This is a genomic window from Pseudomonas juntendi (assembly GCF_021560075.1).
In the GTDB taxonomy this organism is placed as follows: Bacteria; Pseudomonadota; Gammaproteobacteria; order Pseudomonadales; family Pseudomonadaceae; genus Aquipseudomonas; species Aquipseudomonas juntendi.
Map to the genome: position 1 here is coordinate 1,149,266 of NZ_CP091088.1, position 13,151 is coordinate 1,162,416.

Here is a 13,151-nt window from a genome sequence, read left to right on the forward strand (position 1 = left end):
AAGCCTGCGCGATTCACCTGTGGGAGCGGGCAAGCCCGCGAAGCAGGCGACGCGGTGTATGGCACCGGCTTTGCCGGTGTTCGCGGACATGCCCGCTCCCACAGGTCCTGCGCTGGCTTGGAGTTGCCGCCGTACTTGCAGGAGCAACTGTCTGGCTCAAAATTTGAAAAGCCTGCGCGATTCGTTGTGGGAGCGGGCTTGCCCGCGAAGCAGGCGACGCGGTGTATGGCACCGGCTGCGCCGGTGTTCGCGGGCACGCCCGCTCCCACAGGGCCTGCGCTGGCTTGGAGTTGCCGCCGTACTTGCAGGAGCAACTGTCTTGCTCAAAATTCGAAAAGCCTGCGCGATTCATTGTGGGAGCGGGCAAGCCCGCGAAGCAGGAGACGCGGTGTCTGGCACCGGCTGCGCCGGTGTTCGCGGGCACGCCCGCTCCCACAGGAACCGCGTACAAACCGCCCACCGATCCTGTCAGCGGCTTTGCAGAAACGCGCGAATGCGCTCGGCAGCTTCGATGCACTCGGCCAGCGGTGCAACCAAGGCCATGCGGACACGCCCGGCCCCCGGGTTCACACCATCCACTTCCCGCGAAAGGTAAGACCCCGGCACCACCGTCACATGCTGGGCTTCGAACAGGTCACGGGTGAACTCGGCATCGTCGCCAGGCACCTTGGCCCACAGGTAGAAGCTGCCGTCCGGGCGCTGTACGTCCAGTACCGGCTGCAGGATCTCCAGCACGGCATCGTATTTGGCGCGGTACTGGTCGCGGTTTTCGCGCACATGCGCTTCATCCTGCCAAGCGGCGATGCTCGCCAGTTGGGTTTGCACCGGCATGGCGCAGCCGTGATAGGTACGGTACAGCAGGAATGGCTTGATGATGTCGGCGTCGCCGGCAACGAAGCCCGAGCGCAGGCCCGGCAGGTTGGAGCGCTTGGACAGGCTGTGGAAGACCACGCAACGTTTGAAGTCGCTGCGGCCCAGCTCCGCGCAAGCGCTCAACAGGCCGGGCGGCGGGGCGTCTTCGTCGAAGTACAGTTCGCTGTAGCACTCATCGGCGGCGATCACGAAATCATGCTCGTCGGCCAGGGCAATCAGCGTTTTCAGGGTGTCCATGGGCACCAGCGCCCCGGTCGGGTTGCCCGGCGAGCACAGGAACAGGATCTGGCAGCGCTGCCAGACATCGGCCGGCACGGCGTCGAAGTCCGGGTTGAAGCCATTGGCCTCCAGGCACGGCAGGTAGTGTGGGGTGGCACCGGCCAGCAGGGCTGCGCCTTCATAGATCTGATAGAACGGGTTCGGGCTGACCACCAGGCCGTCATCGGCGCGGTTGACCACGGCCTGGGTGAAGGCGAACAGCGCCTCGCGGGTGCCATTGACCGGCAGGATATGACGGTCGGCGTCGAGCCAGCCGGCGGGCACGCCAAACCGCTGCTCGCACCACTGGCCAATAGCCTGGCGCAGCGCCGGCAGGCCGAGGGTGCTGGGATAGACAGCCAGCTTGTCGAGGTTGTCGGCCATGGCCTGGGCGACGAACGCCGGCGATTCGTGCTTCGGCTCACCGATCGACAGGGCGATGGCGCGTTTGTCCGCCGCAGGCTTCACGGCGCCCAGCAGGGCGCGGAGCTTCTCGAACGGGTAGGGCTGAAGCTGGGTCAAGGCATGGTTCATCGGCGCAAGGTCTCGTCAATCGTCTAATCGTTAAATGGTCAGGCGGCTCGGGCTGGTGTCGCTGCCTTGGCCGGCCTGCAGCTGCTGCACGATAGCTTCCTGCAGGCGGCTGCACAGTTGCGGGTCGGACAGCGGCTGGTTGTCGGCATCGGTGATGAAGAACACGTCTTCGACCCGTTCGCCGAGGGTGGCGATCTTGGCGTTCTGCAGTGACAGGTCGAACTCCAGGAAAATCCGCCCCAGCCGGGCCAGCAGGCCAGGGCGGTCGGGGGCCGTGATCTCCAGAATGGTCACCGGCCGTTGGGCATCGTTGAGGATGGTCACCTGTGGCGGGAAGTCGAAGTGCTTGAGCTGGCGGGGCACCCGGCGCTGAATGATGGTCGGGTAGTTCTCGGGGTTGCGCAAGGCTTCGCTCAGGCCGTCGCGAATCTGCCGCACCCGTTGCGGGTTGTCGCCAATCGAGCCGCCGTCGTTGTCCAGCACGATGTAGGTGTCGAGGGTGAACTGGCTGCTTGAGGTGATGATTCGCGCGTCGTGAATGTTCAGGTTCAGCTGCGACATGGCCGCTACTGTCACCGCAAAGAAGTCGTGCTGGTCCGGGGCGTAGATGAAGATCTGCGTGCCACCCTCGAACTCGCGCTGGGTAGTTTCCTTGATCAGCACCAGCGGGCCGCCATCGGCGGGCTGCTGCAGGATCGCATCACTGTGCCAGGCTACGTCGGCCGCAGTGTGCTTGAGGAAGTAGTCATCGCCCAGCTGCGACCACAATTGTTCGACGTCGTCCGGGTCGGTGCCCTCGCGCACCAGGATGTCCAGGGCGGCAGACTGGGTTTGGCGAATCTGCTCTTCGCGGTCCAGCGGGTTTTCCAGGCCACGGCGCAAGGCCCGCTTGGTCTCGGTGTAAAGCTGGCGCAACAGGCTGGCGCGCCACGAGTTCCACAAGCTGGGGTTGGTGGCATTGATATCGGCCACGGTCAGCACGTACAGGTAGTCCAGGCGCGTTTCGTCGCCCACGTGCAGGGCAAAGTCGTTGATCACCTGTGGGTCGGACAGGTCCTTGCGCTGGGCGGTGGTAGACATCACCAGGTGGTTGAGCACCAGCCAGACGATCAGCCGGCTGTCCCACGCGGGCAGTTGGTGGCGTTCGCAGAACTTCTGCGCGTCTACTGCACCGAGCTCCGAGTGGTCACCGTGGCGGCCCTTGCCGATGTCGTGGTACAGGCCGGCCAGGTAGATCAGCTCGGGTTTGGGCAGGCGCCCCATGAGCTTGCTGGCCAGCGGAAACTTCTCGGACACCGGTGTGTACTGCAGCTTGCGCAGGTGCTTGATGAGGTTGAGGGTGTGCGCATCCACGGTATAGATGTGGAACAGGTCGTGCTGCATCTGCCCGACGATCAGGCCGAACTCGGGCAGGTAACGCCCCAGGATGCCGTAGCGGTTCATTCGGCGCAGGTTGCGATGTATGCCGATCTCGCACTTGAACAGCTCGATGAACAGGCTGGTATTGCGGATGTCGGTGCGGAACGTGTCGTCGATCAGGTGCCGGTGTTCGCGCAGCAGGCGCACGGTATCGGCGCGTACACCCTTGATTTCCGGGTGCTGGGCCATCAGCACGAACATCTCCAGCATGGCGAACGGCGTGCGCTTGAACACGTTCGGCCGGGTGGCCTCGATATAGCCGTCATGCAGGCGGAAGCGCGCATTCAGCGGCTGGGTGCTGCCACTGTCCTCGTCGGCGAGGATGACCTCCTCGAAGTGCTGGATGATCAGGTCGCACAGCTGGCTGATGCTCATCACCACCCGGTAGTACTGGGTCATGAACTGCTCGATCGCCCGCTTGGGGTTCTCGTCGTGGTAGCCCAGCAGTTCGGCCAGGCTGCGCTGGTGGTCGAACAACAGGCGGTCTTCGGCGCGGCCGGCCAGCATGTGCAGGGCGTAACGCACCTTCCATAGAAAGTCCTGCGACGAGGCCAGCAGTTCGTTCTCGCTTTCCAGCAGGAAGCCTTCGCCAGCCAGTGCGAGCAGGTTCAAGGTGCCGTATTGGCGGCGCGCCACCCACAGTACGGTCTGGATATCGCGCAGGCCGCCAGGGGACCCTTTGACGTTGGGTTCCAGGTTGTACTCGGTGTCGTTGTACTTGTGGTGGCGGGCCTTGAGTTCGGCGCGCTTGGCCAGGAAGAACTCCTTGCTCGGCCACATGTGCGCGGTGCTGGTCACGTCCAGCATGCGTTGGCGCAACGGCTCCGGGCCGGCGATGGTGCGGCTTTCCATCAGGTTGGTGATCACCGTGAGGTCGGCGCGGGCCTGTTCGGCACACTCGTCCACGGTACGCACGCTCTGGCCGACTTCCAGGCCTATGTCCCACAGCAGGGTCAGAAACCGTTCGATGGCGTCGCGGTACTGTTCATGCTCGGCAGCGCCCAGGAGGATCAGCAGGTCGATGTCCGAATGCGGGTGCAGTTCACCGCGCCCGTAGCCACCCACCGCAACCAGGGCGATGCCGCTGTGGTCCCCCCAGTCGAACTGGTTCCAGGCCTGTTGCAGGATATTGTCGACCAGCCAGGCACGGGCCTCGATCAGCGGGCGAATGTCGCCGCCGGCGCGGAAACGCTTGTCGAGCACCTCGCCGGCCAGGCGGATGGCTTTCTTGAAAGCGGCGATAGGGCTCGCCTTGAGGGCCAGTTCCGCCTGGAACTGGCCGCGGTCGAACAGTTCGGGGTCCACCTGGGGCATCGCGTCACGTTCCTGTCGTGGGTTGGCCGGGCTCAGGCCGAGGTGCGCGGGATCGTATCGTCCTTGCGCAGGGTGAAGATCTCGTAGCCGGTCGCAGTCACCACCAGGGTGTGCTCCCACTGGGCCGAGAGCTTGCGGTCCTTGGTGATGGCGGTCCAGCCGTCGCCCAGCACCTTGGTGTCGGCCTTGCCCTGGTTGATCATGGGTTCGATGGTGAAGGTCATGCCTTCCTTCAGTTCCATGCCCGTGCCTGCGCGGCCGTAGTGGAGGATCTGCGGTTCTTCGTGGAACACCTTGCCGATGCCGTGGCCGCAGAATTCACGCACCACCGAGAAGCCGTTCTTTTCGGCGTGCTTCTGGATCACTTCACCGATGTCGCCCAGGCGGCACCCTGGCTTGACCAGTTCAATGGCCTTGTACATGCATTCCTGGGTCACCTTGGACAGGCGCTCGGCCCATGCCGGCACGGTGCCGACATGGAACATGCGGCTGGTATCGCCGTGGTAGCCGTCCTTGATCACGGTGACGTCGATGTTCAGCGTGTCACCGTCCTTGAGCGGCTTGTCATTGGGGATGCCGTGGCAGACCACATGGTTGATCGAGGTGCAGATCGACTTCGGGTAGCCTTTGTAGTTGAGCGGCGCCGGGATGGCCTGCTGAACATTGACGATGTAGTCGTGGCACAGGCGGTCCAGCGCTTCTGTGGTGACGCCGGGCTTGACGTGTTCCTCGATCATTTCCAGCACTTCGGCAGCCAGGCGGCCAGCGATGCGCATCTTTTCGATGTCTTCTGCGGTCTTGATGGTAACGGTCATTACAGGCTCTCTACGGCGCCGTGCACGGCGCGAACAAACGGGAAAGGGCTTATTCTATCAGAGCGTCAAGCTGCAAGCTGCAAGTGGCAAGTGGCAAGTGGCAAGTGGCAAGCTACAAGAAGAAGCGGATCGTGCGTCGGCTGCTTTTTGCTTTTTGCTTTTGCTTTTGCTTTTGCTTTTGCTTGCAGCTTGCAGCTTGCAGCTTGCAGCTTGCAGCTTGCAGCTTGCAGCTTGCAGCTTGCAGCTTGCAGCTTGCAGCTTGCAGCTTCCAGCTTCCAGCTGCTTCCACCGGGTTCCGTTTGCCCGCGGTCTGTGGTATAACATGCGCCGCTTTCGGGCACGACCCCGTCAGCATTTAACCCACACACGTGTCGACACGATGACCTGGGTGCCCCGAGTTGCAGAATTCGCGGGTTGGTCATTGGGATACGTGGAGGCCCAACCCGACTTATCAAGGAACTATCATGTCCCAAGTCAATATGCGCGATATGCTGAAGGCCGGTGTGCACTTCGGCCACCAGACCCGTTACTGGAACCCGAAAATGGGCAAGTACATTTTCGGCGCGCGTAACAAGATCCACATCGTCAACCTGGAAAAAACCCTGCCAATGTTCAACGACGCTCTGTCGTTCGTAGAGCGCCTGGCCCAGGGCAAGAACAAGATCCTGTTCGTCGGCACCAAGCGTTCCGCCGGCAAGATCGTCGCCGAGCAAGCTGCTCGTTGCGGTTCGCCATACGTTGACCACCGTTGGTTGGGCGGCATGCTGACCAACTACAAAACCATCCGCGCCTCGATCAAGCGTCTGCGCGACCTGGAAACCCAGGCCGAAGATGGCACTTTCGCCAAGCTGACCAAGAAAGAAGCCCTGATGCGCTCCCGCGACCTGGAAAAACTGGATCGCAGCCTGGGCGGCATCAAGGACATGGGTGGTCTGCCAGACGCTCTGTTCGTTATCGACGTTGATCACGAGCGCATCGCGATCACCGAAGCCAACAAACTGGGTATCCCGGTTATCGGCGTTGTCGATACCAACAGCAGCCCGGAAGGTGTTGACTACATCATCCCAGGTAACGATGACGCCATTCGCGCTATCGAGCTGTACATGACTTCGATGGCTGACGCTGTCATCCGCGGCCGCAACAACGTTGCCGGCGGCACTGAAGTCTACGCTGAAGAAGCGGCTGCACCTGCTGCTGAGTAATAGGCGCTAGCGTCTACTTGGCACGCGAAAAGGGGGCTCTGCCCCCTTTTTGCCACCTTGAAATCCTGCTGTCAGCATCGGCCCCGCATCATGGGCCTGCTGGAACACAAGCAGCGGATTTGCAGAATTTAACGCCCGTGACCAACGGGTGGAATGGTTGAAAAACTTTCCAAGAGGATTTTGAAATGGCAGCAATTACTGCAGCGCTGGTCAAAGAACTGCGCGAGCGTACCGGCGAAGGCATGATGGATTGCAAAAAGGCCCTGGAAAAGGCCGGCGGCGACATCGAAAAAGCCATTGACGACATGCGTGCCTCGGGCGCCATCAAGGCCGCCAAAAAGGCTGGCAACGTCGCTGCTGAAGGCGCTATCGCGGTCAAGACCGACGGTAAATCCGCCGTTCTGCTGGAAGTGAACTCGCAGACCGACTTCCTGGCCCTGCAAGACGACTTCAAGAACTTCGTTGCTGAAAGCCTCGAAGAAGCCTTCGCCCAGAAGCTGACCGACGCTGCGCCGCTGATCGCTTCGCGTGAAGCTGCTCGTGAAGCCCTGGTCGCCAAGTGCGGCGAGAACGTCAACATCCGCCGCCTGGTGCGCGTTGAGGGTGACGTTGTGGGTGCCTACCTGCACGGCAACAAGATCGGTGCCGTTGTTGTCCTGAACGGCGGCGACGTCGAGCTGGCCAAGAACATCGCCATGCACGTGGCTGCGTCGAACCCTGAGTTCCTGGATTCGTCGGAAATCTCCGCCGAGGCCATCGAGCGTGAGAAGGGCGTGTTCCTGCAGCTGAACGCTGACAAGATCGCCGGCAAGCCAGAGAACATCGTTGAGAACATGATCAACGGCCGTATCACCAAGTTCAAGGCTGAAGCCTCGCTGAAAGAGCAGGCTTTCGTCATGAACCCGGAAGTCAAAGTTGGCGAGCTGGCCAAGAAAGCCGGTGCTGAAATCGTTTCCTTCACCTACTTCAAAGTAGGCGAGGGCATCGAGAAGCCAGTCGACGACTTCGCTGCTGAAGTTGCCGCTCAGGTAGCTGCTGCCAAGCAGTAAGACAGCCCCGTCTGTCGCCCCAAAGAGGCTGCCCGCTCACGCGCGCAGCCTCTTTGTCAAAGCGGGAACGGTTTACAGAAACCGCTGCTCGCGGACGCAATCGTTGCGTCACGTTACAGTTACAAGCAGGCTCAAGCAGCCCGCAAGAATTTTACAAACGCCGCAGGAGAGATTCGCAATGGCTCAGCAGGGCAGTGGTCATCAGGCTCGCTATAAACGCATTCTACTCAAACTTAGCGGCGAGGCCCTGATGGGCTCGGAAGAGTTCGGGATCGACCCCAAGGTCCTGGATCGCATGGCGCTGGAAGTCGGCCAACTGGTCGGCATCGGTGTTCAGGTAGGCCTGGTGATCGGTGGTGGCAACCTGTTCCGTGGCGCGGCGCTCAGTGCAGCCGGCATGGACCGTGTTACCGGCGACCACATGGGGATGCTGGCCACCGTGATGAATGCCCTGGCCATGCGCGACGCGCTGGAGCGGGCGAACATCACTGCCATCGTCATGTCGGCGATCTCCATGGTGGGTGTTACCGATCATTACGACCGTCGCAAAGCCATGCGTCACCTCAACGCCAAGGAAGTCGTGATTTTCGCCGCCGGTACTGGCAACCCGTTCTTCACCACCGACTCTGCCGCTTGCCTGCGCGCCATCGAAATCGATGCCGACGTGGTATTGAAGGCAACCAAGGTCGATGGTGTATACACTGCAGATCCATTCAAGGACCCGCATGCCGAGAAGTTCGATCATCTGACCTACGATGAAGTGCTGGATCGCAAGCTGGGGGTAATGGATCTCACGGCAATCTGCCTGTGCCGCGACCACAAGATGCCGCTGCGCGTCTTCAACATGAACAAGCCCGGCGCCCTGCTGAACATCGTGCATGGCGGCGCGGAAGGAACTCTGATCGAGGAAGTCCAGAAATGATCAACGATATCAAGAAAGACGCGCAGGAGCGCATGACCAAGTCTCTCGAGGCCCTGGCTCGCAACCTGGCGGCCATCCGTACGGGTCGCGCTCACCCAAGCATCCTGGATACCGTCAGGGTCACTGCCTGGGGCAGCGAGATGCCGCTGAACCAGGTGGCTGCAATCACCGTCGAAGATGCCCGCACGCTGAAGATCGTCGCCCACGACAAGAACCTCAGCGCGGCTATCGAAAAAGCCATCCTCACCTCTGACCTGGGCCTGAACCCGTCCAGCGCCGGTACCACCATTCGCGTGCCGATGCCGGCCCTGACCGAGGAAACCCGCAAGGGCTATACCAAGCAGGCCAGCGCTGTTGCCGAAGACGCCAAGGTAGCCGTGCGCAACGTGCGCCGCGACGCCCTGGCCGACCTGAAGAAGCTGACCAAGGACAAGGAAATCAGTGAAGACGAAGAGCGTCGCGCCGCTGATGACATCCAGAAGCTGACCGACAAGTTCGTTGCCGAGGTCGATGCTGCCTTCAAGGCCAAGGAAAAGGACCTGATGGCCGTCTGAGGCCGGGGTTTTTTAATGGAAAAGACCAAGCCAGCGGTGCCGTCCTCGGTGCCGCGTCATGTCGCGATCATCATGGACGGCAACAACCGCTGGGCAAAAAAACGCCTGCTGCCCGGCGTTGCCGGGCACAAGGCGGGTGTCGACGCCGTTCGCGCGGTCATCGAAGTCTGTGCCCAGTCCGGGGTCGAGGTGCTGACCCTGTTCGCCTTCTCCAGTGAAAACTGGCAGCGCCCCGCCGAAGAAGTCGGTGCGCTGATGGAACTGTTCTTCTCGGCCCTGCGCCGTGAGGCCAAGCGCCTCAACGAAAACAATATCAGCCTGCGCATCATCGGTGACCGCTCGCGGTTCCACCCGGAGTTGCAGGCTGCCATGCGCGAGGCCGAGGCGCTGACCGCCGGTAACAACCGCTTCATCCTGCAAATCGCTGCCAACTACGGCGGCCAGTGGGACATTGCCCAGGCCGCGCAACGGCTGGCGCGGGAAGTGCAAGCCGGGCACCTGCGCCCGGACGACATCACCCCTGGCCTGCTGCAGACGTGCCTGGCAACCGGTGAGCTGCCGTTACCGGACCTATGTATCCGCACCGGTGGCGAGCATCGCATCAGCAATTTCCTGCTGTGGCAGCTGGCATATGCCGAGCTGTATTTCTCCGACCTGTACTGGCCGGACTTCAAACACGAGGCCATGCGTAAAGCCCTGGCCGATTTCGCTTCGCGCCAGCGCCGCTTCGGTAAGACCAGCGAGCAGGTCGAGGCTGGAGCTCGTGCTTAATGCTTAAACAACGCATCATTACCGCGCTGATCCTGCTGCCGATTGCGCTGGGTGGTTTCTTCCTGCTCAACGGTGGGGATTTTGCCCTGTTCATCGGCTTCGTAGTGACCCTCGGTGCCTGGGAGTGGGCGCGCCTGGCCGGCCTGATGGCCCAGCCGCTGCGCATTGCCTACGCCCTGGTGGTGGCCGGGGCGCTGATGCTGCTGTACATCCTGCCGGAGCTGGCCCCCTGGGTGCTCGGCGCCGCAGTGATCTGGTGGGGGTTGGCGACCTGGCTGGTGCTGACCTATCCACGCAGCAGCGAGTTGTGGGCCAGTGCTGCCTGCCGGCTGCTGATCGGCCTGCTGGTATTGCTGCCCGCCTGGCAGGGGTTGGTGCTGCTCAAGCACTGGCCGCTGGGCAACTGGCTGATTCTCTCGGTCATGGTGCTGGTGTGGGCTGCCGATATCGGCGCGTACTTCTCTGGCCGTGCATTCGGCAAGCGCAAGCTGGCCCCGCAGGTCAGCCCCGGCAAAAGCTGGGAAGGCGTGTATGGCGGGCTGGCGGTCAGCTTGTTGATCACCCTCGGTGTGGGCATAAGCCGCGACTGGGGCGTCGGCCAGGTGCTGCTCGGCCTGCTGGGTGCTGCGCTGCTGGTGATGGCCTCGGTGGTCGGTGACCTGACCGAGAGCATGTTCAAGCGCCGCTCCGGCATCAAGGACAGCAGCAACCTGCTCCCCGGCCACGGCGGTGTGCTCGACCGCATCGACAGCCTGACGGCAGCGATCCCGATCTTTGCCGTGTTGTTGTGGGCTGCCGAATGGGGTGTCATGTGACTCGCCCGCAACGTATCACCGTGCTCGGTGCCACCGGCTCCATCGGCCTGAGCACCCTGGACGTGATTGCCCGGCACCCTGATCGCTACCAGGCGTTCGCCCTCAGTGGCTATTCGCGTGTGGACGAACTGCTGGCCCTGTGCGTGCGCCACCGCCCGGCGTTCGCCGTGGTGCCGAGCAGTGAAGCGGCCATGCGGTTGCGTGCAGGTCTGGCGGCGGCCGGTTGTGCAACCGAGGTGCTCGAAGGCGACGCCGGGCTGTGCCAGGTGGCGTCGGCAAGCGAAGTGGACGCCGTGATGGCGGCCATCGTCGGGGCTGCCGGCTTGTGTCCCACCTTGGCGGCTGTCGAGGCGGGCAAGAAGGTCCTGCTGGCCAACAAGGAAGCGCTGGTGATGTCGGGGGCCCTGTTCATGGACGCCGTGCGGCGCCATGGCGCCGTGCTGCTGCCAATCGACAGCGAGCACAACGCTATCTTCCAGTGCATGCCTGGCGACTATGCCCGTGGCCTGAGTGCGGTGGGGGTGCGGCGGATCCTGCTGACGGCTTCCGGTGGCCCGTTCCGTGAAACACCCGTCGAAGCGCTGATGGGGGTGACCCCGGAGCAAGCCTGTGCGCACCCTAACTGGTCGATGGGGCGCAAGATCTCCGTGGATTCGGCCAGCATGATGAATAAAGGGCTGGAACTGATCGAAGCCTGTTGGCTGTTCGATGCTGCGCCGGCCAAGGTCGAAGTGGTGGTGCACCCGCAGAGCGTGATCCACTCGCTGGTCGACTACGTGGATGGCTCGGTCCTTGCCCAGCTGGGCAACCCGGACATGCGCACCCCGATCGCCAACGCCCTGGCCTGGCCCGAACGGATCGACTCCGGGGTGGCGCCGCTGGACCTGTTCGCGGTCGCCCGTCTGGATTTCCAGGCGCCCGACGAACAACGCTTCCCTTGCCTGCGCCTCGCGCGGCAGGCTGCCGAAGCCGGCAACAGTGCCCCTGCCGTGCTCAATGCCGCCAACGAAGTGGCGGTGCAAGCATTTCTCGAGCGGCGTATTCGCTTCCCGGAGATCGCGGGTATGATCGAACAGGTACTCGAGCAGGAACCTGTGGTGCCCCTGCCTTCCCTGGACGCGGTATTCGCCGCCGACCAGCGGGCCCGGGAGCTTTCCCGGGAGTGGCTGCGCCGCCACGGCCGCTGATGCAGGCTCGCTACGGTGCGTGGGGGGCAGGGTATTGCCCCGCCCCGCTGAATATCATTCGGAGATGGACATGACAGCGCTCTACATGATTATCGGCACCCTCGTGGCCCTGGGGGTGCTGGTGACCTTTCATGAATTCGGCCACTTCTGGGTCGCGCGCCGCTGTGGCGTGAAGGTGCTGCGTTTTTCGGTGGGTTTCGGCACGCCGCTGCTGCGCTGGCATGACCGCCATGGCACCGAGTTCGTCGTGGCGGCGATCCCGCTGGGCGGCTACGTGAAGATGCTCGACGAGCGCGAAGGTGATGTGCCGCCGGCGTTGCTCGGCCAGTCGTTCAACCGCAAACCGGTAGGCCAGCGTATCGCCATTGTCGCGGCCGGCCCGATCGCCAATTTCCTGCTGGCAATCGTGTTCTTCTGGCTGCTGGCGATGCTGGGTACCCAACAGGTTCGCCCGGTCATTGGTAGCGTCGATGCCGGCAGCCTGGCGGCGTCGGCCGGGCTGGCCGCAGGTCAGGAAATCGTCTCTGTGGACGGCAAGCCGACCAGCGGTTGGGCGGCGGTCAACCTGCAGCTGGTGCGGCGCCTGGGCGAGAGCGGCACCTTGCAGGTTGGCGTGCGCGACGATGGCGCCAGCGCCGAGCGCCAGTTGCAGGTCAAGCTGGACAGCTGGTTGAAGGGCGCCGATGAGCCAGACCCGATCCAGTCCCTTGGGCTGCACCCATGGCGCCCGGCGATTGCGTCGGTGCTGGCCGAGATCGACCCGAAAGGGCCGGCTGCCGCTGCGGGCCTCAAGAGCGGTGACAAGCTGCTGGCGGTCGACGGCGTTGCCGTGACCGAATGGCAGCAGGTGGTCGACAGTGTACGTGCCCGGCCGGATGCCAAGGTGCAGGTCCGCGTGGAGCGCGACGGTGCTGCCCTCGACGTGCCGGTGGTCCTGGCCCACAAGGGCGAGGGCAAGGCCGTTGCCGGCTACCTGGGTGCCGGGGTCAAAGGTGGCGAATGGCCTGCCAGCATGCTTCGCGAAGTCAGCTATGGCCCGCTGGAGGCGGTGGGCGAGGGCTTGTCACGCACCTGGAACATGAGTGTCCTTACCCTCGAATCGCTGAAGAAAATGCTGTTCGGGGAGCTCTCGGTAAAAAACTTGAGTGGACCGATAACCATTGCTAAAGTGGCGGGCGCTTCAGCCCAGTCCGGCATCGGGGATTTCCTGAATTTCCTCGCCTACCTGAGCATAAGCCTGGGGGTTCTTAACCTGCTGCCCATCCCGGTACTCGATGGGGGGCATTTGCTGTTTTATCTGGTCGAGTGGGCGCGCGGTCGTCCGCTGTCGGATCGGGTGCAAGGTTGGGGGGTCCAGATCGGTATCAGTTTGGTCATAGGGGTGATGTTGCTCGCCCTGATCAACGATCTGGGTCGACTATAAAGCTTCGCTCAATTG

12 protein-coding genes are annotated in these 13,151 nt (G+C 62.8%); 8 read left to right on the forward strand and 4 right to left on the reverse strand.

All coding sequences use genetic code 11. From position 1 onward, the window contains the following. Positions 1-468: 468 nt before the first annotated feature. The 4 genes from dapC to L1P09_RS05240 all read right to left on the reverse strand — a co-directional run bounded on the left by dapC (position 469) and on the right by L1P09_RS05240 (position 5,502). Complete coding sequence (dapC, locus tag L1P09_RS05225) at positions 469-1,665, reverse strand: succinyldiaminopimelate transaminase (RefSeq protein WP_029888073.1); 1,197 nt, start codon at positions 1,663-1,665, stop codon at positions 469-471. A 30-nt stretch (positions 1,666-1,695) separates the two neighbouring features. Next, the gene (locus L1P09_RS05230; RefSeq protein ID WP_009686956.1) at positions 1,696-4,398 is read right to left on the reverse strand and encodes a [protein-PII] uridylyltransferase; all 2,703 of its coding nucleotides are present in this window, start codon (positions 4,396-4,398) and stop codon (positions 1,696-1,698) included. Positions 4,399-4,430: 32 nt separating this feature from the next. Beyond that, complete coding sequence (map, locus tag L1P09_RS05235) at positions 4,431-5,213, reverse strand: type I methionyl aminopeptidase (RefSeq protein ID WP_009686955.1); 783 nt, start codon at positions 5,211-5,213, stop codon at positions 4,431-4,433. Between the two features lie 112 nt (positions 5,214-5,325). Next, positions 5,326-5,502, reverse strand: coding sequence for a hypothetical protein (locus L1P09_RS05240; RefSeq protein WP_235768551.1), 177 nt, complete (start codon positions 5,500-5,502; stop codon positions 5,326-5,328). Positions 5,503-5,677: 175 nt separating this feature from the next. On the opposite strand from L1P09_RS05240, the gene rpsB reads away from it, so the two are divergent. The 8 genes from rpsB (at position 5,678) to rseP (ending at position 13,136) form a co-directional block, all read left to right on the forward strand. After that, positions 5,678-6,415, forward strand: a complete 738-nt coding sequence (rpsB, locus tag L1P09_RS05245) for a 30S ribosomal protein S2 (protein WP_003252287.1) — start codon at positions 5,678-5,680, stop codon at positions 6,413-6,415. 185 nt (positions 6,416-6,600) lie between these two features. Next, positions 6,601-7,464, forward strand: a complete 864-nt coding sequence (tsf, locus tag L1P09_RS05250; protein WP_009686951.1) for a translation elongation factor Ts — start codon at positions 6,601-6,603, stop codon at positions 7,462-7,464. Between the two features lie 178 nt (positions 7,465-7,642). Next, positions 7,643-8,386: a UMP kinase gene (gene pyrH / locus L1P09_RS05255; protein ID WP_009686950.1), complete on the forward strand. Its 744-nt coding sequence runs from the start codon at positions 7,643-7,645 to the stop codon at positions 8,384-8,386. Next, positions 8,383-8,940, forward strand: a complete 558-nt coding sequence (gene frr / locus L1P09_RS05260) for a ribosome recycling factor (protein WP_029886984.1) — start codon at positions 8,383-8,385, stop codon at positions 8,938-8,940. The genes pyrH and frr overlap by 4 nt, the downstream gene beginning before the upstream one ends. A 15-nt stretch (positions 8,941-8,955) precedes the next feature. Next, positions 8,956-9,711: a polyprenyl diphosphate synthase gene (gene uppS / locus L1P09_RS05265; RefSeq protein ID WP_009686947.1), complete on the forward strand. Its 756-nt coding sequence runs from the start codon at positions 8,956-8,958 to the stop codon at positions 9,709-9,711. Beyond that, the gene (locus tag L1P09_RS05270) at positions 9,711-10,526 is read left to right on the forward strand and encodes a phosphatidate cytidylyltransferase (RefSeq protein ID WP_029886983.1); all 816 of its coding nucleotides are present in this window, start codon (positions 9,711-9,713) and stop codon (positions 10,524-10,526) included. The genes uppS and L1P09_RS05270 overlap by 1 nt, the downstream gene beginning before the upstream one ends. After that, positions 10,523-11,713 (forward strand): 1-deoxy-D-xylulose-5-phosphate reductoisomerase, encoded by a 1,191-nt coding sequence (gene ispC / locus L1P09_RS05275; RefSeq protein ID WP_235768552.1) that lies wholly within the window; start codon positions 10,523-10,525, stop codon positions 11,711-11,713. The genes L1P09_RS05270 and ispC overlap by 4 nt, the downstream gene beginning before the upstream one ends. Positions 11,714-11,783: 70 nt before the next feature. Beyond that, complete coding sequence (gene rseP / locus L1P09_RS05280) at positions 11,784-13,136, forward strand: RIP metalloprotease RseP (protein WP_054881206.1); 1,353 nt, start codon at positions 11,784-11,786, stop codon at positions 13,134-13,136. Positions 13,137-13,151 lie beyond the last annotated feature (15 nt).